20 protein-coding genes and 2 tRNA genes are annotated in these 18346 nt (G+C 72.8%); 5 read left to right on the top strand and 17 right to left on the bottom strand.

Features of this window, described 5'->3' with window-relative positions:
* Window positions 1-65: 65 nt before the first annotated feature.
* The 11 genes from yajC to pgsA form a co-directional block, all read right to left on the bottom strand.
* Window positions 66-521: a preprotein translocase subunit YajC gene (gene yajC / locus OIM89_RS26570; RefSeq protein ID WP_008416886.1), complete on the bottom strand. Its 456-nt coding sequence runs from the start codon at window positions 519-521 to the stop codon at window positions 66-68.
* A gap of 162 nt (window positions 522-683) precedes the next feature.
* Window positions 684-1769 (bottom strand): Holliday junction branch migration DNA helicase RuvB, encoded by a 1086-nt coding sequence (ruvB, locus tag OIM89_RS26565; RefSeq protein WP_047469651.1) that lies wholly within the window; start codon window positions 1767-1769, stop codon window positions 684-686.
* 68 nt (window positions 1770-1837) lie between these two features.
* On the bottom strand, window positions 1838-2464 hold the full coding sequence (ruvA, locus tag OIM89_RS26560) for a Holliday junction branch migration protein RuvA (RefSeq protein ID WP_030695459.1): 627 nt from the start codon (window positions 2462-2464) through the stop codon (window positions 1838-1840).
* A complete protein-coding gene (gene ruvC / locus OIM89_RS26555; protein WP_030695460.1) occupies window positions 2461-3033 on the bottom strand; it encodes a crossover junction endodeoxyribonuclease RuvC in 573 nt (190 codons plus the stop codon). Before ruvC ends, ruvA begins: the two co-directional genes overlap by 4 nt.
* Before the next feature lie 211 nt (window positions 3034-3244).
* Window positions 3245-3997 carry a YebC/PmpR family DNA-binding transcriptional regulator gene (locus OIM89_RS26550; protein WP_003947062.1) on the bottom strand — a complete coding sequence of 251 codons (753 nt, stop codon included), beginning with the start codon at window positions 3995-3997 and terminating at the stop codon, window positions 3245-3247.
* Window positions 3998-4129: 132 nt separating this feature from the next.
* Window positions 4130-4723 carry a pyridoxal 5'-phosphate synthase glutaminase subunit PdxT gene (pdxT, locus tag OIM89_RS26545; protein WP_030695461.1) on the bottom strand — a complete coding sequence of 198 codons (594 nt, stop codon included), beginning with the start codon at window positions 4721-4723 and terminating at the stop codon, window positions 4130-4132.
* Window positions 4724-4726: 3 nt separating this feature from the next.
* Window positions 4727-5641 (bottom strand): pyridoxal 5'-phosphate synthase lyase subunit PdxS, encoded by a 915-nt coding sequence (gene pdxS / locus OIM89_RS26540; protein WP_003947064.1) that lies wholly within the window; start codon window positions 5639-5641, stop codon window positions 4727-4729.
* Window positions 5642-5769: 128 nt separating this feature from the next.
* Complete coding sequence (locus tag OIM89_RS26535) at window positions 5770-6306, bottom strand: membrane protein (protein ID WP_030695462.1); 537 nt, start codon at window positions 6304-6306, stop codon at window positions 5770-5772.
* A gap of 70 nt (window positions 6307-6376) precedes the next feature.
* Window positions 6377-7537, bottom strand: coding sequence for a glycosyltransferase family 4 protein (locus tag OIM89_RS26530; protein ID WP_175458461.1), 1161 nt, complete (start codon window positions 7535-7537; stop codon window positions 6377-6379).
* Window positions 7534-8433, bottom strand: a complete 900-nt coding sequence (locus tag OIM89_RS26525) for a phosphatidylinositol mannoside acyltransferase (RefSeq protein ID WP_030695464.1) — start codon at window positions 8431-8433, stop codon at window positions 7534-7536. The genes OIM89_RS26530 and OIM89_RS26525 overlap by 4 nt, the downstream gene beginning before the upstream one ends.
* Entirely contained in the window at window positions 8430-9086 is a 657-nt protein-coding gene (pgsA, locus tag OIM89_RS26520; protein ID WP_030695465.1) for a phosphatidylinositol phosphate synthase, read from the bottom strand. The genes OIM89_RS26525 and pgsA overlap by 4 nt, the downstream gene beginning before the upstream one ends.
* Before the next feature lie 292 nt (window positions 9087-9378).
* Here pgsA and OIM89_RS26515 point away from each other — a divergent pair, with 292 nt between their 5' ends.
* On the top strand, window positions 9379-11034 hold the full coding sequence (locus OIM89_RS26515; RefSeq protein WP_226965034.1) for a hypothetical protein: 1656 nt from the start codon (window positions 9379-9381) through the stop codon (window positions 11032-11034).
* 49 nt (window positions 11035-11083) lie between these two features.
* On the opposite strand, the gene OIM89_RS26510 is transcribed toward OIM89_RS26515, so the two are convergent.
* Complete coding sequence (locus OIM89_RS26510) at window positions 11084-11677, bottom strand: HIT family protein (RefSeq protein WP_030695467.1); 594 nt, start codon at window positions 11675-11677, stop codon at window positions 11084-11086.
* 67 nt (window positions 11678-11744) lie between these two features.
* On the opposite strand from OIM89_RS26510, the gene OIM89_RS26505 reads away from it, so the two are divergent.
* Window positions 11745-12422 carry a potassium channel family protein gene (locus tag OIM89_RS26505; RefSeq protein WP_030695468.1) on the top strand — a complete coding sequence of 226 codons (678 nt, stop codon included), beginning with the start codon at window positions 11745-11747 and terminating at the stop codon, window positions 12420-12422.
* 39 nt (window positions 12423-12461) lie between these two features.
* On the opposite strand, the gene thrS is transcribed toward OIM89_RS26505, so the two are convergent.
* Window positions 12462-14429 carry a threonine--tRNA ligase gene (gene thrS, locus OIM89_RS26500; RefSeq protein WP_175458463.1) on the bottom strand — a complete coding sequence of 656 codons (1968 nt, stop codon included), beginning with the start codon at window positions 14427-14429 and terminating at the stop codon, window positions 12462-12464.
* 163 nt (window positions 14430-14592) lie between these two features.
* Here thrS and OIM89_RS26495 point away from each other — a divergent pair, with 163 nt between their 5' ends.
* Together OIM89_RS26495 and OIM89_RS26490 are read left to right on the top strand one after the other, a co-directional pair.
* Window positions 14593-15159 carry a DinB family protein gene (locus OIM89_RS26495; RefSeq protein ID WP_030695470.1) on the top strand — a complete coding sequence of 189 codons (567 nt, stop codon included), beginning with the start codon at window positions 14593-14595 and terminating at the stop codon, window positions 15157-15159.
* Between the two features lie 90 nt (window positions 15160-15249).
* Window positions 15250-15963, top strand: coding sequence for a hypothetical protein (locus OIM89_RS26490; RefSeq protein WP_030695471.1), 714 nt, complete (start codon window positions 15250-15252; stop codon window positions 15961-15963).
* A gap of 68 nt (window positions 15964-16031) precedes the next feature.
* Here the strand turns inward: OIM89_RS26490 and OIM89_RS26485 are convergent.
* The 4 genes from OIM89_RS26485 to OIM89_RS26470 all read right to left on the bottom strand — a co-directional run bounded on the left by OIM89_RS26485 (window position 16032) and on the right by OIM89_RS26470 (window position 17588).
* A tRNA-Val gene (locus OIM89_RS26485) sits at window positions 16032-16103 on the bottom strand.
* A 39-nt stretch (window positions 16104-16142) separates the two neighbouring features.
* Window positions 16143-16598, bottom strand: coding sequence for an SRPBCC family protein (locus OIM89_RS26480; protein ID WP_175458459.1), 456 nt, complete (start codon window positions 16596-16598; stop codon window positions 16143-16145).
* 381 nt (window positions 16599-16979) lie between these two features.
* Window positions 16980-17051 (bottom strand) — tRNA-Val (locus OIM89_RS26475).
* 96 nt (window positions 17052-17147) lie between these two features.
* Window positions 17148-17588 carry a TIGR02611 family protein gene (locus OIM89_RS26470; RefSeq protein WP_030695473.1) on the bottom strand — a complete coding sequence of 147 codons (441 nt, stop codon included), beginning with the start codon at window positions 17586-17588 and terminating at the stop codon, window positions 17148-17150.
* Window positions 17589-17776: 188 nt separating this feature from the next.
* On the opposite strand from OIM89_RS26470, the gene OIM89_RS26465 reads away from it, so the two are divergent.
* Complete coding sequence (locus OIM89_RS26465; RefSeq protein ID WP_003959770.1) at window positions 17777-18190, top strand: SsgA family sporulation/cell division regulator; 414 nt, start codon at window positions 17777-17779, stop codon at window positions 18188-18190.
* The last annotated feature ends 156 nt before the right edge of the window (window positions 18191-18346 follow it).

Genomic DNA, 18346 nt, shown 5'->3' with positions numbered 1-18346 from the left:
CGGCGCGAAGCGGACACACCCCAGGGACCGGACGGCGCGTGCCGCGGACCGGTCCCCGGATGTGACTACTTCGTGTCGGACTCGCCGTCGGTCTTCTTCGGCGTCGCCTCGGCGGCGTCCTGGTCGGCGTCATCGGCCTTCTTGCCGAGGTCGATGCGGGCGGCGTCGCCGTCTTCGTCGTCCTTGGTCAGGGAGGAGGCGTCGTCGGGGACGACCGGGGCGTCGCTCTCGTCACCCTCGACCCCGTGGATGATCCGGTTGTACTCCTCGTCGTCGAGGACGGCGCCGATGGCGTTCTTCGCGTAGATCGCGTGGACGCCGGGGGCCACCTCAAGGAGGACGGACTCGTCGTGGACCTCCTTGACGGTGGCGTACATGCCACCGATCGTCCGGATGCCGCTGCCGGGCGTCATCGAGTTGCGCATGTCGACGGCCTGCTGCTGCTTCTTCTTCGCCGAGCGCGTCATCAGGAACATGGCGCCGATGAGCACGACGAAGGGGAGGAGGGTCACGATGTCCACGGGGGAATGTCCTTCGCACGACCGCGCGGTGGAGCGGCCTATCGATGGGGGTGGGCGGCCGCCCGCAAGGGACGGCATCGGCGGAGTCTAAGCGAGTCCGCACGGATGGAACAACGCTCAGCATGGCACCCCAGTTCCGGGTGGGGCGATCTTCCCGCGCCGTCAGCCCGCGAAGAGGTCGCCTTGCCCCGGTCCGCCCGGAACCTGCCGGGGCGGGGTCAGCCCGAGGTGTGCCCAGGCCGCGGGGGTGGCGACCCGGCCCCGGGGGGTACGGGCGAGCAGGCCCTCGCGGACGAGGAAGGGCTCGGCCACCTCCTCGACGGTCTCGCGCTCCTCCCCCACCGCGACGGAGAGGGTGGAGAGCCCGACCGGTCCCCCGCCGAACAGCTTCAGCAGCGCCTCCAGGACCGAGCGGTCGAGCCGGTCCAGTCCCCGGGCGTCGACCTCGTAGACCGCGAGGGCCGCCGAGGCGATCTCCCGGTCGACGGCGCCGTCCGCCTTGACCTGGGCGTAGTCGCGGACCCGGCGCAGCAGGCGGTTGGCGATGCGCGGGGTGCCGCGGGAGCGGCCGGCGATCTCGGCGGCGCCCTCGGTGTCGATCTCGACGTCGAGCAGGCGGGCGGAGCGGTGGACGACGCGCTCCAGTTCGGCCGGGCCGTAGAACTCCATGTGGCCGGTGAAGCCGAAGCGGTCGCGCAGCGGCGGGGGCAGCAGCCCGGCCCGGGTGGTGGCGCCGACCAGGGTGAACGGGGGGAGTTCCAGCGGGATGGCGGTGGCGCCGGGGCCCTTGCCGACGATGACGTCGACCCGGAAGTCCTCCATGGCCATGTACAGCATCTCCTCGGCGGGCCGGGACATGCGGTGGATCTCGTCGAGGAAGAGCACCTCGCCCTCCTGGAGGGAGGAGAGGATCGCGGCCAGGTCGCCGGCGTGCTGGATGGCGGGTCCTGAGGTGATCCGGATGGGGGCTTCCATCTCGGCGGCGATGATCATCGAGAGGGTGGTCTTGCCGAGCCCGGGGGCGCCGGAGAGCAGCACGTGGTCGGCGGTGGCGCCACGGGCCCGGGCGGCCTTGAGGACCAGGTCGAGCTGGGCGCGGACCTTCTCCTGCCCGATGAACTCGCCCAGTTCCTTGGGGCGCAGGGCGGCTTCGACGGCGGTGTCCTCGCCGTCGGCGACGGAGCCCACCAGCCGGTGGCCGTCCTCGTCGGCGCCGTGGGCGGCGGGCTCGGTCTCGTACGGGTTCACTGCTCTCGCCTCGGATCTTCCTGGGGTCCTGGCCGGTCGGGTGCGGGGCGGCCCGGTGGCCGCCGGGGTCAGCGGGCGCGGTTGAGGCTCTGGAGGGCGGCGCGCAGGAGCTGGGGTACGGCGGGCTGGGCGCCCTCGGCGAGGGCGGCCTCGGCCTGCGGGGTGACGGCGGCGACGGCGTCGTCCGCCTCGCGCGGGGCGTAGCCGAGGCCGACCAGGGCGGTGTGCAGCTGCTCGGACCAGGGGGCCGGGCCGCTCGCGGCGGCGGGGCGGGCGGCCTGGGTGGCGCCGCGCGGGGCGCCGAGCCGGTCCTTGAGTTCGAGGAGGAGCTTCTGGGCGCCCTTCTTGCCGATGCCGGGGACGGCGGTGAGCGCCTTCTCGTCGCCGGTGGCCACCGCGCGGCGCAGGGCGTCGGGGTGGTGGACGGCGAGCATCGCCTGGGCGAGGCGCGGGCCGACGCCGCTGGCGGTCTGGAGGAGTTCGAAGGTCTGCCGCTCGTCGTCGTCGGCGAAGCCGTAGAGCGTCAGGGAGTCCTCGCGGACGACGAGGCTGGTGGCGAGGCGGGCCTGCTCGCCGACCCGCAGGCCGGAGAGGGTGTCCGGGGTGCACTGGACGGCCATGCCGATCCCGCCGACCTCCACCACCGCGCTGTCCGGGGCGAGGGCGGCGACGGTGCCGCTGACTGAGGCGATCATGCGGGGCGGCCTTTCTGGGGGCGCCGCCCGGGAGCGGTACGGCGCGGGGCGGGGGCGGCGCGGTGGGCGGCGACGGCCTGCTGGAGGCGGTTCTGTGCGGGGGCGCGCCAGATGTGGCAGATGGCGAGGGCGAGGGCGTCGGCGGCGTCGGCCGGCTTCGGGGGCGCGTCGAGCCGCAGCAGCCGGGTCACCATGGCGCCGACCTGGTCCTTCTCGGCGCGGCCCGACCCGGTGACGGCGGCCTTGACCTCGCTGGGGGTGTGCAGGGCGACGGGCAGGCCGCGGCGGGCGGCGCAGAGCATGGCGACGGCGCTGGCCTGGGCGGTGCCCATCACGGTGCGGACGTTGTGCTGGCTGAAGACCCGCTCGACGGCGACCCGCTCGGGCCGGTGCTCGTCGAGCCAGGCTTCGATGCCGGCCTCCACGGCGACCAGCCGGTCGGGGGTCTCGGCCTCGGCGGGGGTGCGGATCACGCCGACGCCGACCATGGTCAGGGGGCGGCCCGCTTCGCCGTCGACGACGCCGATGCCGCACCGGGTCAGCCCCGGGTCCACGCCCAGTACCCGCATCGTCCCTCCCCTTCCGCCCGCCCGTCCCCGGCGCGGGCGGCCTCCGGCCCTTGTTCGACCTGGTGTTCGCGCACGTACCGGCAGGCTATCGGCCGCCGCCGACAATCCCCGAACCACGGGGCCGGTGTGCCGCGGACGGGGCGCGGAAGCCGGTGCGGCCCGGGTCCTCTCCGGTGCGGAGGGGACCCGGGCCGCGCGGCGGCTGCCGGGATCAGGCGTCGACGGAGGCCATGACCTCGTCGGAGACGTCGAAGTTGGCGAAGACGTTCTGCACGTCGTCGCTGTCCTCCAGGGCGTCAATCAGCTTGAAGATCTTGCGCGCGCCCTCCTCGTCCAGCTCGACCTGCATGGTCGGGACGAAGTTGGCGTCGGCCGAGTCGTAGTCGATGCCGGCCTCCTGGAGGGCGGTGCGGACCGCGACCAGGTCGGTGGCCTCGCTGAGCACCTCGAAGGACTCGCCGAGGTCGTTGACCTCCTCGGCACCCGCGTCCAGGACGGCGCCGAGGACGTCGTCCTCGGAGAGCTCGCCCTTGGGGACGATGACGACGCCCTTGCGGTTGAAGAGGTAGGAGACCGAGCCGGGGTCGGCCATCGAGCCGCCGTTGCGCGTCATGGCGACACGGACGTCGGAGGCGGCGCGGTTGCGGTTGTCGGTGAGGCACTCGATGAGCACCGCGACACCGTTGGGGCCGTAACCCTCGTACATGATCGTCTCGTAGTCGGCGCCACCGGCTTCGAGGCCGGCGCCGCGCTTGACCGCCGAGTCGATGTTCTTGTTGGGCACCGACTGCTTCTTGGCCTTCTGGATGGCGTCGAAGAGGGTCGGGTTGCCGTCGATGTCGGCGCCGCCCATACGGGCCGCGACCTCGATGTTCTTGATCAGCTTCGCGAAGAGTTTGCCGCGCTTGGCGTCGATCACGGCCTTCTTGTGCTTCGTCGTAGCCCATTTAGAGTGGCCGGACATCTGCCTGTCTCCTTCGCGTCACCACATGTACTGAACGAACCTGAGTGATCCTACCGGGATGCGGGGGCGCCCCGCCCCTGTCGTACCGGGTGGTGAGGGTACGGCAGGGGCGGGGGCGGCCGCCTCGGTGGGTCAGGCGGCGGCGCGGACCAGTTCGGTGAAGTGGCCGTGCAGCCGGTGGTCGCCGGTCAGTTCGGGGTGGAACGAGGTCGCCAGCGCGTTGCCCTGGCGGACCGCGACGGGGTGGCCGCCGTAGGTGGCGAGCACCTCGGTGGCGGCGCCGGTGGACTCCACCCACGGGGCGCGGATGAAGACCCCGTCGACGGGCGGCCCCGCGATGCCGGTGACCGGGACCGACGCCTCGAACGACTCGTTCTGCCGCCCGAAGGCGTTGCGGCGGACGATCATGTCGATCCCGCCGAAGGTCTCCTGGCCCGCGCGCGGGTCGAGGATCTTGTCGGCGAGCAGGATCATCCCGGCGCAGGTGCCGTAGACCGGCAGCCCCTCCGCGATACGGGCCCGCAGCGGCTCGGTGAGGCCGAAGAGGGCGGCCAGCTTCGAGATGGTGGTCGACTCGCCGCCGGGCAGGACCAGCCCGTCGAGGCGGGCCAGCTCCTCGGGGCGCCGCACCGTGGTGGCGCGGGCGCCGGAGGCGGTGAGGGCCTTCAGGTGCTCGGGGACGTCACCCTGGAGGGCGAGGACGCCGACGAGCGGGGTGGCGGCCATCGGTCACCAGCCGCGGTTGGCGTAGCGCTCCGTCTCGGGGAGCGTGTCGCAGTTGATGCCGACCATGGCCTCGCCGAGGTTGCGGGAGGCGTCCGCGACGGCCTTCGGGTCGTCGAAGAAGGTGGTGGCGCGGACGATGGCGGCGGCCCGCCTGGCCGGGTCGCCCGACTTGAAGATGCCGGAGCCGACGAAGACGCCCTCGGCGCCGAGCTGGCGCATCAGCGCGGCGTCGGCCGGGGTGGCGACGCCGCCGGCGGAGAAGAGCACCACGGGCAGGCGGCCGAGGGCGGCGGTCTCGGCGACCAGCTCGTAGGGGGCGCGCAGCTCCTTGGCGGCGGCGTACAGCTCGTGCTGGTCGCAGGCGGCGAGGCGGCCGATCTCGGCCTTGATCTGGCGGAGGTGGCGGACCGCCTCGACGACGTTGCCGGTGCCGGCCTCGCCCTTGGAACGGATCATCGCGGCGCCCTCGGCGACGCGGCGCAGGGCCTCACCGAGGTTGGTGGCGCCGCAGACGAAGGGGGTGGTGAAGGACCACTTGTCGGAGTGGTTGGCCTCGTCGGCGGGGGTGAGGACCTCGGACTCGTCGATGTAGTCGACGCCGAGCGACTGGAGGACCTGGGCCTCCACGAAGTGGCCGATGCGGGACTTGGCCATGACCGGGATGGAAACGGCCTCGATGATGGACTCGATCATGTCCGGGTCGGACATGCGGGCCACGCCGCCGTCCTTGCGGATGTCGGCGGGGACCCGCTCCAGCGCCATGACGGCGACGGCGCCGGCGTCCTCGGCGATCTTCGCCTGCTCGGGCGTGACCACGTCCATGATCACGCCGCCCTTGAGCTGCTCGGCCATGCCGCGCTTGACGCGGGCGGTGCCGGTGGCGGGGGCGGCGGGGGTGGCGGGGGGCGTGCTGGACACGGGCTACCTCACGTAGGACGAGACGAGTTGCTGCACGTGAAGCCAACTCCCGGGGGGCACTTCCGGACAAGGGCCAATGAACAGGCGGTGGATCGTTCTGGCCCGCGCCCCCTCCCGGCTGCCCCTGCTCAGCGGTCGGCCAGCGCCGCCGGCGGCTCGTCGTCCATCTCGAAGGCGAGCGGGAACGGCGCGTGGCCGGCCAGCCGCAGCCAGCGGACCGTGCGGTGGCGGCGCAGCGCGCGGGCGGCACGGACGGCGTCGTTGTGGAAGCGGCGGGCCATCGGCACCCGGCGTACGGCGGCGGCCAGTTCGTCGGCGGTCTCGGTGCCGCCGGGCGCCTGACGGACCGCGTCGACCTGCGAGACGTCGCCGAAAACGGCGCGCAGGGCCTGGCTCAGCTCGCTCTCGGCCACCTCGCGGGCCTCCTCGTCGGCCTGCCGGGCGGCGTGCGCGGCCTCGTAGAGCACGATGGAGGCGGCGGGGTCCAGGACCCCCGCGGTGGCGAGTTCCTGGGCGACCGAGGCGCGGCGCAGGAGTTGGGCGTCGAGGGCCGCGCGGGCGGCGTCGATGCGGGCGTGCAGCCGGTCGAGGCGGCCGGCGGTCCAGCTCAGGTAGACACCGATGGCGAGCAGCGCCACCGCGATCCAGATCAGTGTGGAGGTCACGGGCGGCAAGGCTACGCGGCCGGGGGCGGCCGGGGTGACGCCCCCGGGCGGAAGCCCTCAGGTGGGCGGCTCAGTCGCGGGCGAAGCCCAGGCGGGCGCGGAGGCCCACGCGTTCGTCGGTGGCGACCGAGGCGGCGCCGTCGGTGACGGTCTCGTAGACGGCGAGGATGTCGGCGCCGACGGTGGACCAGTCGAACCGCTTGACGTGGCGGGAGCCGTGCTCGCTGAGCCGCTCGCGGCGCCCGGGGTCGCCGAGCAGCCGGATCGCGCCCTCGGCCAGCGCCTCGGCGTCCTCGTTGGTGAACATCTCGCCGGCCGTGCCGTGGTCGAGGACCTGCGCGAAGGCGTCCAGGTCGCTGGCGAGGACCGGGGCGCCGGCCGACATCGCCTCGACCAGGATGATCCCGAAGCTCTCGCCGCCGGTGTTGGGCGCCACGTACACGTCGACGCTGCGCAGCAGCCGCGCCTTGTCCTCGTCGCTGATCATGCCGAGGAACTCGACCCGCTCGCGCAGTTCGGCGGGGAGCCCGGTGACGGCCTCCTCCTCGTCCCCCCGCCCGGCGACCAGCAGCCGGGCCCCGGGGTGGGCGGCGAGGATGGCGGGCAGCGCCTTCATGAGGACGGGCAGGCCCTTGCGGGGCTCGTCGATGCGGCCGATGAAGCCGAGGGTGGAGCCCTGCCACTCGGGCCGGGGCTCGGCCCGGGCGAAGAAGTCGACGTCGACCCCGTTGGGGATGACCACCGCGTCCCCGCCCAGGTGCTCCACCAGCGTGCGCCGGGCGTACTCGCTGACCGCGATGCGCGCGCTGATCTTCTCCAGCGCGGGCTGGAGGATCGGGTACGCGGCGATCATCGCCCGGGAGCGCGGGTTGGAGGTGTGGAAGGTGGCCACGATCGGCCCGGAGGCGGCCCAGCAGCTCAGCAGGCCGAGCGAGGGCGAGGCGGGTTCGTGGATGTGGATGACGTCGAAGGTGCCGTCGTGGAGCCAGCGGCGGACCCGGGCGGCGGAGAGGAAGCCGAAGTTCAGCCGGGCGACGGAGCCGTTGTAGGGCACCGGGACGGCGCGTCCGGCGGAGACCACGTACGGCGGCAGCGGTGTCTCGTCGTCGGACGGGGCGAGGACGGAAACCTCGTGGCCGAGGCGGATCAGGTGCTCGGCCAGGTCGCGGATGTGGAACTGGACGCCGCCGGGGACGTCCCAGGCGTACGGGCAGACGATGCCGATCCTCAAGACTGCTCCCGGGGTTCCAGGTCGGCCAGCCAGAGGCGCTGGAGCATGTGCCAGTCCTCGGGGTGGTCGGCGATGCCCTCGGCGAAGGCGTCCGCGAGGGCCTGTGTCATGAGGGACGTCTTCTCGGCCCGGGTACCTGCCTCGGGCACCTCGACGGGCGGGTGGACGCGGCCCTTCATGACGGGGGTGGCGTCGAACCAGAGGGTGACGGGCAGCAGCAGGGCGCCGGTCTGCTGGGCGAGTATCGCCGGGCCCGCGGGCATCCGGGCGGTGTCGCCGAAGAACTTCACCTCGACGCCGGAGGCGGACAGGTCGCGGTCGGCGACGAGGCAGACGAGGCCGCCGGCGCGCAGCCGGCGGGCGAGGGTGCCGAAGGCGGAGCCGCCGGTGTGCGGCAGCACCTCCATGCCCAGCCCCTCGCGGTAGGCGACGAACCGGTCGTAGAGGGTCTCGGGCTTGAGCCGCTCGGCGACGGTGGTGAAGGGCACCCCGAGGTTGCGGGTGACCCAGGCGCCGGCCAGGTCCCAGTTCCCGAGGTGGGGCAGGGCGAGTATGACGCCCTTGCCGGCGGCGAGGCCGTCGGTGAGGTGGTGCAGGCCCTCCGGCTCGAACCCCTCCTTGATGCGCTGCTCGCTCCAGGCCGGCAGCCGGAAGGACTCCATCCAGTACCGCAGGTACGAGCGCATCCCGGCCCGGGACAGCTCCGCGAGCCGCTCGGGGCCCGCGTCGGGGACGACCCGGGCGAGGTTGGCCTCCAGCCGCAGGACGCCCTTGCCGCGCCGCTTCCAGACGGTGTCGGCGAGGGTCTGCCCGAGGCGGGCGGCGACCGGCTCGGGCAGCTTCTTGACGGTGCTCCAGCCGAGGCCGTAGAGCGCGTCGGAGAGCCGTTCGTTCACGAGGCGGCCCCCTGGCCCGCCGGGCCGTCGGCCTCGATCGCCTCGCGGCGGACCGTGACCACCCGCTGGACCAGCGTGACCAGGCTGCCCACGGCGACCAGCCACAGGGCGATCGGCAGCAGCACCTGGATGCCGGGGACGCCGAAGCCGTGCAGGCCCGCGAGGCCCGCCGCGACCAGCGAGATGACCAGCCGCTCGGCGCGCTCCACCAGGCCGTTGACCGCGACCGGCAGGCCGATGGCCTCGCCGCGCGCCTTGGTGTAGGAGACGACCTGTCCGGCAGCGAGGCAGAAGAGGGCGACCGCGCACAGCACGTTGTCGTCGCCGTTGCCCGCGTACCAGAGCGCGAAGCCGCCGAAGATCGCGCCGTCGGCGACCCGGTCGAGGGTCGAGTCGAGGAACGCGCCCCAGCGGCTGGAGATCCCGGCCTGGCGGGCCATGTTGCCGTCGACCAGGTCGGAGAAGACGAAGAGGGTGATGACGATGGTGCCCCAGAAGAACTCCCCCCGGGGGAAGAAGACCAGCGCCCCCGCCACCACTCCGGCGGTCCCGACGAGGGTGACCGCGTCGGGGCTGACCCCGCGGCGGAGCAGAAACGCGGCGAACGGTGTGAGGACGCGCGTGAAGAACGCTCGCGCGTACTTGTTCAGCATGGCCTTCCCGAGGGTCGGTGGGGGCCGGTGTCCGGGCCGGGCATCGGCTGGCCCATCGTAGTCACGCGCACGCCGCCCCGCCGTCGGGGCACCCGGGCCGACGCGCCCCGCCCACCCGCGCGGACGGCCCGGCGGCGGGCGCGCTCCCCCACGACCTTCCCTGTCCCCTGCCGCGCGCCCCCGCGCCCCGATACCCTGACTGCGGATCAGCAGGAAGGCCGGGCGCGGCAGTCGGGTCCGGCAAGGCGACGAGGCGGCGACAGCGCTCCGGCAGCGCGGCGATGGGGGCGGCATGGCGGACGACTTCTTCGATTTCAGCCCCGGGGCGCAGATCCCCGTCACCGGGGGCGCGGGCGGCACGGCCGCCACCCATGCCCTGGCCTCGGTGGCGTACCGCGACGACCCGCTGGACAAGATCACCGAGGCGGACGGCGAGTGGCACAAGACGACGGTGAAGCCGGGCAAGCTGAAGATCTTCGCGCCGCTGCTCGGTGAGGCGTTCTCGCAGGCCGTCGTGGTGCGGATGCTGGGCGCCGGGCGGGCGCCGCTGATCCAGGCGTTCGGCATGGAGCCGCAGGTGGTGGTCGAGCACTGCCTTGCGGCGACCCGGCTGCGCAAGCAGCGCGACCGGCGGCTGACCCTGGTCGCGCTGATCTGCGGGGTGCTCTTCCTGCCCGGCGCGGCCCTGTGGGTGCTCGCCTTCCAGCTGCGGGCGATGTCGGGCAAGTGGGTGGCCAAGGGCGCCGACCTGCTCGGCACGCTGCTGATGCTGGTGGGCGGCATCGCCTCGGTGGTGCTGCTGATCGGGCTGCCGACCGAGGGCATCCTGCCCTGGTACATCCGCGGCTGCATCGTCGGCCCGGTGCTCGGCTGGTTCGTGGCCAAGCAGCTCGCGGAGCGGACCGCGCAGGACCTGCGGGCCCACTGGAGCAGTCTGCTGGCGGGCGGCGGCTCCGGCGCGAAGATCCCCGAGGCGGTCCCGGCCAACCCGGACGACGCCGCCGCCGAGCAGCTGCGGGTCAGCCTCGCCAAGCTCGCCGCCGAGCAGCAGAGCAACTCGGTCTTCTACGCCGGTCCCAAGGGCATCCTCGGCATGGGCACCCGGTGGGGCAGCTGGCAGCTGGCGGAGGACCTGGAGCCGACGGAGGCGGGCAAGGAGATCAACCCGTTTCGTTCCTGGGACGTGATCCGGGCCATCCACGACCAGCTCCAGATGCTGGAGCGCGGCCCGCTGCACACCGGCGGCTTCCCCAAGCCCTCGGTGAAGCACTGGATCGTCTCCCCGGTCGGGGAGAACGCGGGCGGTGTCTCGCGCCCCGAGGGCGAGACGGTCGAGGCGTACCAGGTCAAGCCGCACGAGATCCAGCGGATCTGCAACGAGCAGCAGTTCAGCAACGGCAACCGGCACTATCTCGGCGTGCAGTTCGTGCTCTGGGACGGCCAGCTGGTGCTGACCATGCTGATCACGGTGACGGTGCTCCACCACACGCTGCGCATCGAGGTCACCGGCCACGCGCTGGGCCCGGTGCACGGCCTGTTCAGCGGCGGCCCCGCGGCGCGCGAGCGGACCACGGCGAAGCCGATCAAGTTCTGGGAGACCAAGACCCACAAGCTGCCGCTGGTCGACGCGACCGAGGTGGTGCGGCTGCTGGTCCGCGCCCCGCTCACCCCGTACCCGCCGGTCCTCGACTTCCTCGGCGGGAAGCTGGCCCTGCCGGAGCCCTTCGGGCTGCGGCACGTGTGGGCCGGACGGCCGTGGGCCAATCGCTTCATGGCCGACGACGCGCTGCGCACGGCGGCGCCGGTGCTGCGGGTGGTGCACAAGGCCGCGCTGCGGGTCCTGGAGGAGAACGGCGTGGACACCAGCCGCTTCGCGGGCCGCGCGGCGGGCCTGAGCGGCGCCGTCCAGGACGCGGCTCCGAAGAAGGCCGACCTGTACGACGCCTGAACGGACCGGGGCCGGGCGCTCGCCCGAGGGCGGCGCCCGGCCCCGTCCGTCAGCCCGCGTCGGTGTCGGTCAGCTCGGAACCGTCGGCCTCGGGCCAGGCGGCGGCGAGCATCGCCCGGGTGTCGCCGAGGAGCTGGGGCAGCACCTTGGTGTCGCCGATGACCGGCATGAAGTTGGTGTCCCCGCCCCACCGGGGCACGATGTGCTGGTGGAGATGGGCGGCGATGCCCGCGCCCGCGGCCGACCCCTGGTTGAGCCCGATGTTGAAGCCGTGCGCGCCGGAGGCGGAGCGCAGCGCCGTCATCGCCTGCTTGGTCAGCTCCGCGACCTCGGCCGTCTCGGCGGCGTCCAGCTCGGTGTAGTCGGCGACGTGCCGGTAGGGCACCACGAGGAGGTGGCCGCCGTTGTACGGGTAGAGGTTGAGCACCGCGTAGGCGTGCGCGCCGCGCCGGACGATCAGCCCGTCCTCGTCGGATTTGGCCGGGACCACACAGAACGGACAGCCGTCCTGGGCACCGGGCCCGGTCGGCTTGTTCTCCCCCTGGATGTACGCCATCCGGTGGGGCGTCCACAGGCGCTGGAACGCGTCGGGCGTCCCCACTCCGAACTGCTGCTCCGGCTCAGTCGTCATGCCTTGCAGCATATGACCTCGGCCGCCGGGCGCGTGTCGCCGGGGCGGTGGCCGTGCCCGGGCCGCGATGCTGGGGCCCATGCGCACCCGTCCCGCCCCCGACCAGCGGCGCCTGCACCGCTGGGAGCACCGCACGGAGCTGCCGCTCGCCGCCGCCTCCCTGGTCTTCCTCGGCGCGTACGCCGCGCGCGTGCTGGGGCACGGCCTGCCGCAGTACGTCCACGACCTCTGCCTGGCGCTGCTGCTGGGCTGCTGGCTGCTCTTCGGGATCGACTACGCGGTGCGCTGGCGGCTCAGCGGCGAAGGAGCGCTTTTCTGGGCGCGCCACGGTCTGTCCACCGCGGTCCTGCTGCTGCCGCTCCTGCGCCCGCTGCGGGTGGTCCCCGTCTACGAGGCGATCCGCCGCAGACAGCGCCGGCCCCGCCTGAACCTGTACGCGCGGGTGATGAGCTACGCCGGCCTCTCGACGGCACTGATCGGCTTCGCGGGCGCCCTCACCGTCTACGCGACGGAACGCTCGGCCGAGGGCTCGACGATCCAGAGCTTCGGCGACGCGGTCTGGTGCGTCTGCTCCACCCTGGCCACCATCGGCTACGGCGACGCGGTCCCGGTCACCTTCCTCGGCCGCCTCGTCCTGGTGGTGCTGATGGGCGGCGGCCTCGCCCTGCTCGGCGCGGTGACCGGCTCGTTCGCCTCCTGGCTGCTCCAGGCCTTCGCCGAGGAGGGCGAACGAACGGACCGGCCCCCGGCGAGCTGAGCGCTCGCCGGGGGCCGGCCGTGGTCACGTACCCGCGTCTCAGACCTGGACGCGCCGCTCCACCACGTCCTGGAGCTTGGCGAGGGCGTCCTCGCGGGGGATGCCGTTCTCCTGCGAGCCGTCGCGGTACCGGAAGGAGACGGTGCCGGCGTTCATGTCCTCGTCACCGACGATGATCATGAACGGCACCTTGGCCTTCTGGTGGTTGCGGATCTTCTTCTGCATCCGGTCGGAGGAGGAGTCGACCTCCACCCGCAGCCCGCGCGCCTTGGCGTCGGCGGCGAACTCCTGGAGGTAGGAGACGTGCGCGTCGCCGATCGGGATGCCGACCGCCTGGACGGGGGCGAGCCACGCCGGGAACGCGCCCGCGTAGTGCTCCAGCAGGACCGCGAAGAACCGCTCGATGGAGCCGAAGAGCGCCCGGTGGATCATGACCGGCTGCTGGCGCGAGCCGTCCGCCGCCGTGTACTCCAGGCCGAACCGCTTCGGCTGCTGGAAGTCGACCTGGATGGTCGACATCTGCCAGGAGCGGCCGATGGCGTCCCTGGCCTGCACGGAGATCTTCGGCCCGTAGTACGCGGCGCCGCCCGGGTCGGGGACGAGCGGGAGGCCCTGCTTCTCGGCCGCCTGGCGGAGCGCCTCGGTGGCCTCCTCCCACTCGGCGTCCTCACCGATGAACTTGTCCGACTCGGGGTCGCGGGTGGACAGCTCCAGCTCGAACTGGTTGAGCCCGTAGTCCCGCAGCAGGTCCAGCACGAAGGTGAGCAGGGAGTCCAGCTCCTCGGGCATCTGCTCCTTGGTGCAGTAGATGTGCGAGTCGTCCTGGGTGAAGCCGCGCGAGCGGGTCAGGCCGTGCACCACACCGGACTTCTCGTACCGGTAGACCGTGCCGAACTCGAAGAGGCGCAGCGGCAGTTCGCGGTAGGAGCGGCCCCGGCCCTTGAAGATCAGGTTGTGCATGGGGCAGTTCATCGCCTTGAGGCGGTAGTTCTGCCCGTCGAACTCGATGGGCGGGAACATGCCCTCGGCGTAGTTCGGCAGGTGCCCCGAGGTCTCGAAGAGCTGCTCCTTCGAGATGTGCGGGGTGTTGACGAACTCGTACCCGGCGTCCTCGTGGCGCCTGCGGGAGTAGTTCTCCATCTCCTTGCGGACCACCCCGCCCTTGGGGTGGAAGACGGCGAGGCCGGGGCCGAGCTCGTCGGGGAAGGAGAAGAGGTCCAGCTCGGTGCCGAGCTTGCGGTGGTCGCGCTTCTCGGCCTCGGCGAGGAACTCCAGGTGCGCCTTCAGCTCCTCCTTGGAGGGCCAGGCGGTGCCGTAGATCCGCTGGAGCTGCGGGTTCTTCTCGCTGCCGCGCCAGTAGGCGGCGGCCGAACGCATCAGCTTGAAGGCGGGGATGTTCCGGGTGGTGGGCAGGTGGGGGCCTCGGCAGAGGTCCTTCCAGCACAGCTCGCCGGTCTTGGCGTCGAGGTTGTCGTAGATGGTCAGCTCACCGCCGCCCACCTCCGCGTCGGCGCCGTCGGCGGCCTGGGCCGCGTTGCCCTTGAGGCCGATCAGCTCCAGCTTGTACGGCTCGTCGGCCAGCTCGACGCGGGCGTCCTCGTCGGTGGTGACCCGGCGGGAGAAGCGCTGGCCGCGCTTCTGGATCTCCTGCATCTTCTTCTCGACGCGCTTGAGGTCCTCGGGGGTGAAGGGCTCCGCGACGTCGAAGTCGTAGTAGAAGCCGCCCTTGACCGGCGGGCCGATGCCGAGCTTGGCCTCGGGGAAGAGCTCCTGCACGGCCTGGGCCATCACGTGCGCGGTGGAGTGGCGCAGGATGTTGAGGCCGTCCTCGGAAGAGATGTCGACGGGCTCGACGCTCTCGCCGTCGCCCGGGACGTACGCGAGGTCCTTCAGCTCACCGTCCACCCGGGCGGCGATCACGGTGCGCTCGCCGGCGAAGAGGTCGGCGGCCGTAGTGCCCGTCGTCACCACACGTTCTTCCCGCTCGGAATCGCGTTGGATGATCACACGGACGTCTGACACCGGTCTCTCCTGACTGAGGTGGGGAGCGTGCGCCGGATCTGGCGTGCACGCACGGGGCCGATGGTACCGAGCCGGGGAGGGCCGACGCGAAAGGGTTCCGCCGACGCGTCCGCTCGCCCGGAGCCTTCGGGCCGCCTACCGTGCCCGCATGACTACGGACTGGAACGGCCTCCTCACCGATCAGCTCGACTGGTACTGGACCCACCTGCTCCGCCCCCGCCTCGCCGGGCTCACCGACGCCGAGTACTTCTGGGAACCGGTCGAGGGGTGCTGGAACATCCGTCCGGCGGGGACCAGCCCGTGGCCCTCGGCGGCCGGCTCCGGCGACTGGACGATCGACTACGCCTTCCCCGAGCCGGCCCCGCCGCCGGTCACCACCATCTCCTGGCGGCTGGGCCACCTCGTCGTCGGTGTCCTCGGCACCCGCCTCGCCGCCCACTTCGGCGGCCCGGAGACCGACTACGGCAGCTTCGCCTACGCCGGGACCGCCGAGGAGGCGCTGCGCCAGCTCGACACCCGGTACGCGGAGTGGACCGCCGGGGTGCGGGCCCTCGGCCAGGAGGGGCTGGAGCGGCCCTGCGGCCCGTCCGAGGGCCCGTTCGCCGAGGCGCCGATGGGCGCGCTGGTCCTGCACATCACCCGCGAGATCGTCCACCACGGCGCGGAGATCGGCACCCTGCGCGACCTGTGGGCGCACCGTCCGCTGACCGGCTGAGCCGCCCGGGCGCCGCGTACCGGTGCGGGCGGACGGGTATCACCTCCCGGGCGGGAAGCCGTCCGCGCGGGTGGGAGGAGCTGGTTCGTCATGACGCACTGGTACGAGGGCCCGTTGGCCGCACTGCGCCTCGGGGCGACCGGCCCCGACGCCGAGGAGGACCGGCTGGTGACGGCCGCCGTCGTCGTCCAGGACCTGGCGGGGGCACGCCCGAGGGTGCTGCGCTGGCTGGTCAGCCCGGGGGTGACGGTGACCGAGGAGGAGGCCGCGCGGCACGGCCTGACGCGGGATCAGGTGGAGCGTACGGGCCGGTGGCCGGCGCCGGTGATGGAGGAGATCGGCCGCTCGCTGGCCGCGCACGCGGCGGCCGGCCGGCCGCTGGTGGTCGACGACGCCCCGGCGGCACTGACCCTGCTCGACCGCGAACTGCGGCGCCACCGCGCCTCCTCGCTCGGCGCCTACCTCGCCGGGGTGCCGCTGAGCGTGCTGGACCCGCGCGTCCTCGACACCCACCTGGACCGGTACCGCAAGGGCTCGCGCCGGCTGGACGCCCTCTGCGTCCGGTACGGCGTACCGGCGCCGCCCCCGCACGACGCGGCGGAGGAGGCGCGGACGGCGATCGAGGTGGTGCGGGCGCTGGCGCGGGTCTTCGCGCCCCGGCTGCAACGACTGACCCCGGGCGAACTCCACGCGCTCCAGGAGGACTGGCACGCCGCGCAGGTACGCGGCGGAGCCGCGCGTCCGGCGCGGGAGCGGGCCGACACGACGTGGCCACTGCGCCCTCGGGCGGCGGCGGCCGTCTGAACGGGCCCGCGACAGCCACCCGGACAACGAAGAGCCGGTCCGTCGACGACGGACCGGCTCTCCCGGGGTGGGCGATACTGGGTTCGAACCAGTGACCTCTTCGGTGTGAACGAAGCGCTCTCCCACTGAGCTAATCGCCCGGGAACGGACTGAACCATACAGGCCCCGGGGCCCGCCGTTCAAACCGGCTTCGCGGCCGCGAGCAGCCGGGCGAGCCCCGCGCGCCCGGACCGCATCATCAGGGCGTGGTTGGCACGGAAGAAGGGACGCCCGGGCACGGCCAGCAGCCGCATCACCCGTGAGGTGACCCGGACGTCCTGGTCGAAGTCGACCCGCGCACCGCCCGGGACGGCGCCGACCCGCCACACCAGCGTCCCCACCAGGTCGCCGCCGAGAGCCGCCTCGATCAGCCGGGCGTCCGGGTCCTGGCTGCGGACGCGGGCGGTGACCCGCAGGTCGTACGGGAGCAGGGAGCGGAAGCGCAGCACGCCCTCCGTCTCGCTGGTGCGGCGCACCTCTCGGACCTCGCGCCACCAGTGGGGGTATCCGGGGACGTCCTCCAGCACCCGGTAGACGGCGTCGGGGGCGGCCGGCAGCTCCCAGCGGCTGTGGAAGCGGTAGTGGTTCAGGTCCATGCCGCAAGGCTGCCCGCCCGCCCGGACGGCCACGCCCGCCATGCATTCTGACGGCAAGTCGACAAATACCCCGTCAGCCACCCGTCCGGCGGGGCGCATTCCGCATTAGGGGCAGAAAAACGGGGAGTACGAAAAACAGGAAAGGGCGGAACGCATTCCGGTACGGGAATTCCCGACGCCCGTCCGGAACTGATGAAGCGTCACCCGGACGATCCGCGTGGCGTGCGCCATACATAGCGACAGAACCTTTATTCCGGGCATTTCCCGCGGATGCCCGCACCGCTCCCCCGGTCACCCGGCGTCACACCGGCGGCGGGCGCGCCCGGCTCCGCACACGGCTGCGGCCCGAAGGCCGGAAGCCTTCGGGCCGCAGTCCCGGGGTGGGCGATACTGGGTTCGAACCAGTGACCTCTTCGGTGTGAACGAAGCGCTCTCCCACTGAGCTAATCGCCCGGGCGCAGAGAGAACATTACCGCATGTCAGCGGGTGCCCCCGACACCCCCGCGCGCACCGGCCGGACGGCCGGCGCCGGCCGGGCCCACCAGGCGATCACCAGGTGATGTTCCAGGGCATCGTCAGCCCGAAGCGCCACAGGTACAGGGCGCAGAGCGCGGCGCCGATCACCACGGCGACCGAGGTCAGGATGAGGTTCCGGCGGCGGACCTTCGGGTCGAGCGCCCGCTGGGCCGCCTCGGTGACCTTCCGGCGCGTCCAGCGCAGCACCAGTTGCGCCCAGACGAACTCCGTGGACCAGATGGCCATGCCGGCGAAGATCACCAGCCATCCCGGCCCGGGCAGGGCCAGCATCAGCACCCCCGCCACCACGACGGCCAGGCCCACCACGAAGACGCCGACCTGCCAGCTCAGGTGCAGGGTCCGGCTGCGCCGGATGAACTGCGGCGCCCGCGACCCGAGCCGTCGCTCGGGCTTCTTCTTCGCCTCGTCCTCCGCCACCGCGGTGGAACCGGCGTCGTCACTCCCCGTATTCATGAGGACAAACGTACCTGACGCGCACACCTCGCCGGAATGACCGCACCCGTACCGAATACTCGGCCGTACGAGGTATCTCAACCTTCGCAAAATGCCCAGAGGGGTTTACAACGGCACCGTAGGTGGCATGTCGATTTCGCCGACGTGCGAATCCCCGAGCGCACACTGAGCGAAAGGCCCTGGCGCTTATGAACACCACGGTCAGCTGCGAGCTGCACCTGCGCCTCGTTGTGTCGAGCGAGTCCTCACTGCCTGTTCCCGCAGGACTGCGGTATGACACGGCCGATCCCTATGCCGTGCACGCCACCTTCCACACCGGAGCCGAGGAGACGGTCGAGTGGGTGTTCGCCCGCGATCTCCTCGCCGAGGGCCTGCACCGGCCCACCGGCACCGGCGACGTCCGAGTCTGGCCGTCCCGCAGCCACGGTCAGGGCGTCGTCTGCATCGCCCTGAGTTCCCCCGAAGGTGAGGCTCTGCTCGAAGCCCCGGCGCGGGCGCTGGAATCCTTCCTGAAGCGCACGGACGCGGCGGTGCCCCCGGGCACCGAGCACCGTCACTTCGATCTCGACACGGAGCTGTCGCACATCCTGGCCGAGAGCTGACCCTCCCGGGCAGCGCGCCAGCTCCGCCCGGCCGCCCGACTCGGGGAGGCGGCCCGGGGTACGACAACCGCTCACGGAGTACGAGTGCCGCCACCGCGCGTCCAGCGCGGGAGGCGGCTCTCGTGCGTCCCGAAGCGGCCGTGCGCCGCCCTATCC

Source organism: Streptomyces sp. BI87 (genome assembly GCF_025957665.1).
Taxonomy (GTDB): domain Bacteria; phylum Actinomycetota; class Actinomycetes; order Streptomycetales; family Streptomycetaceae; genus Streptomyces; species Streptomyces albidoflavus.
This window is presented reverse-complemented; position numbering and strand designations above follow the sequence as displayed.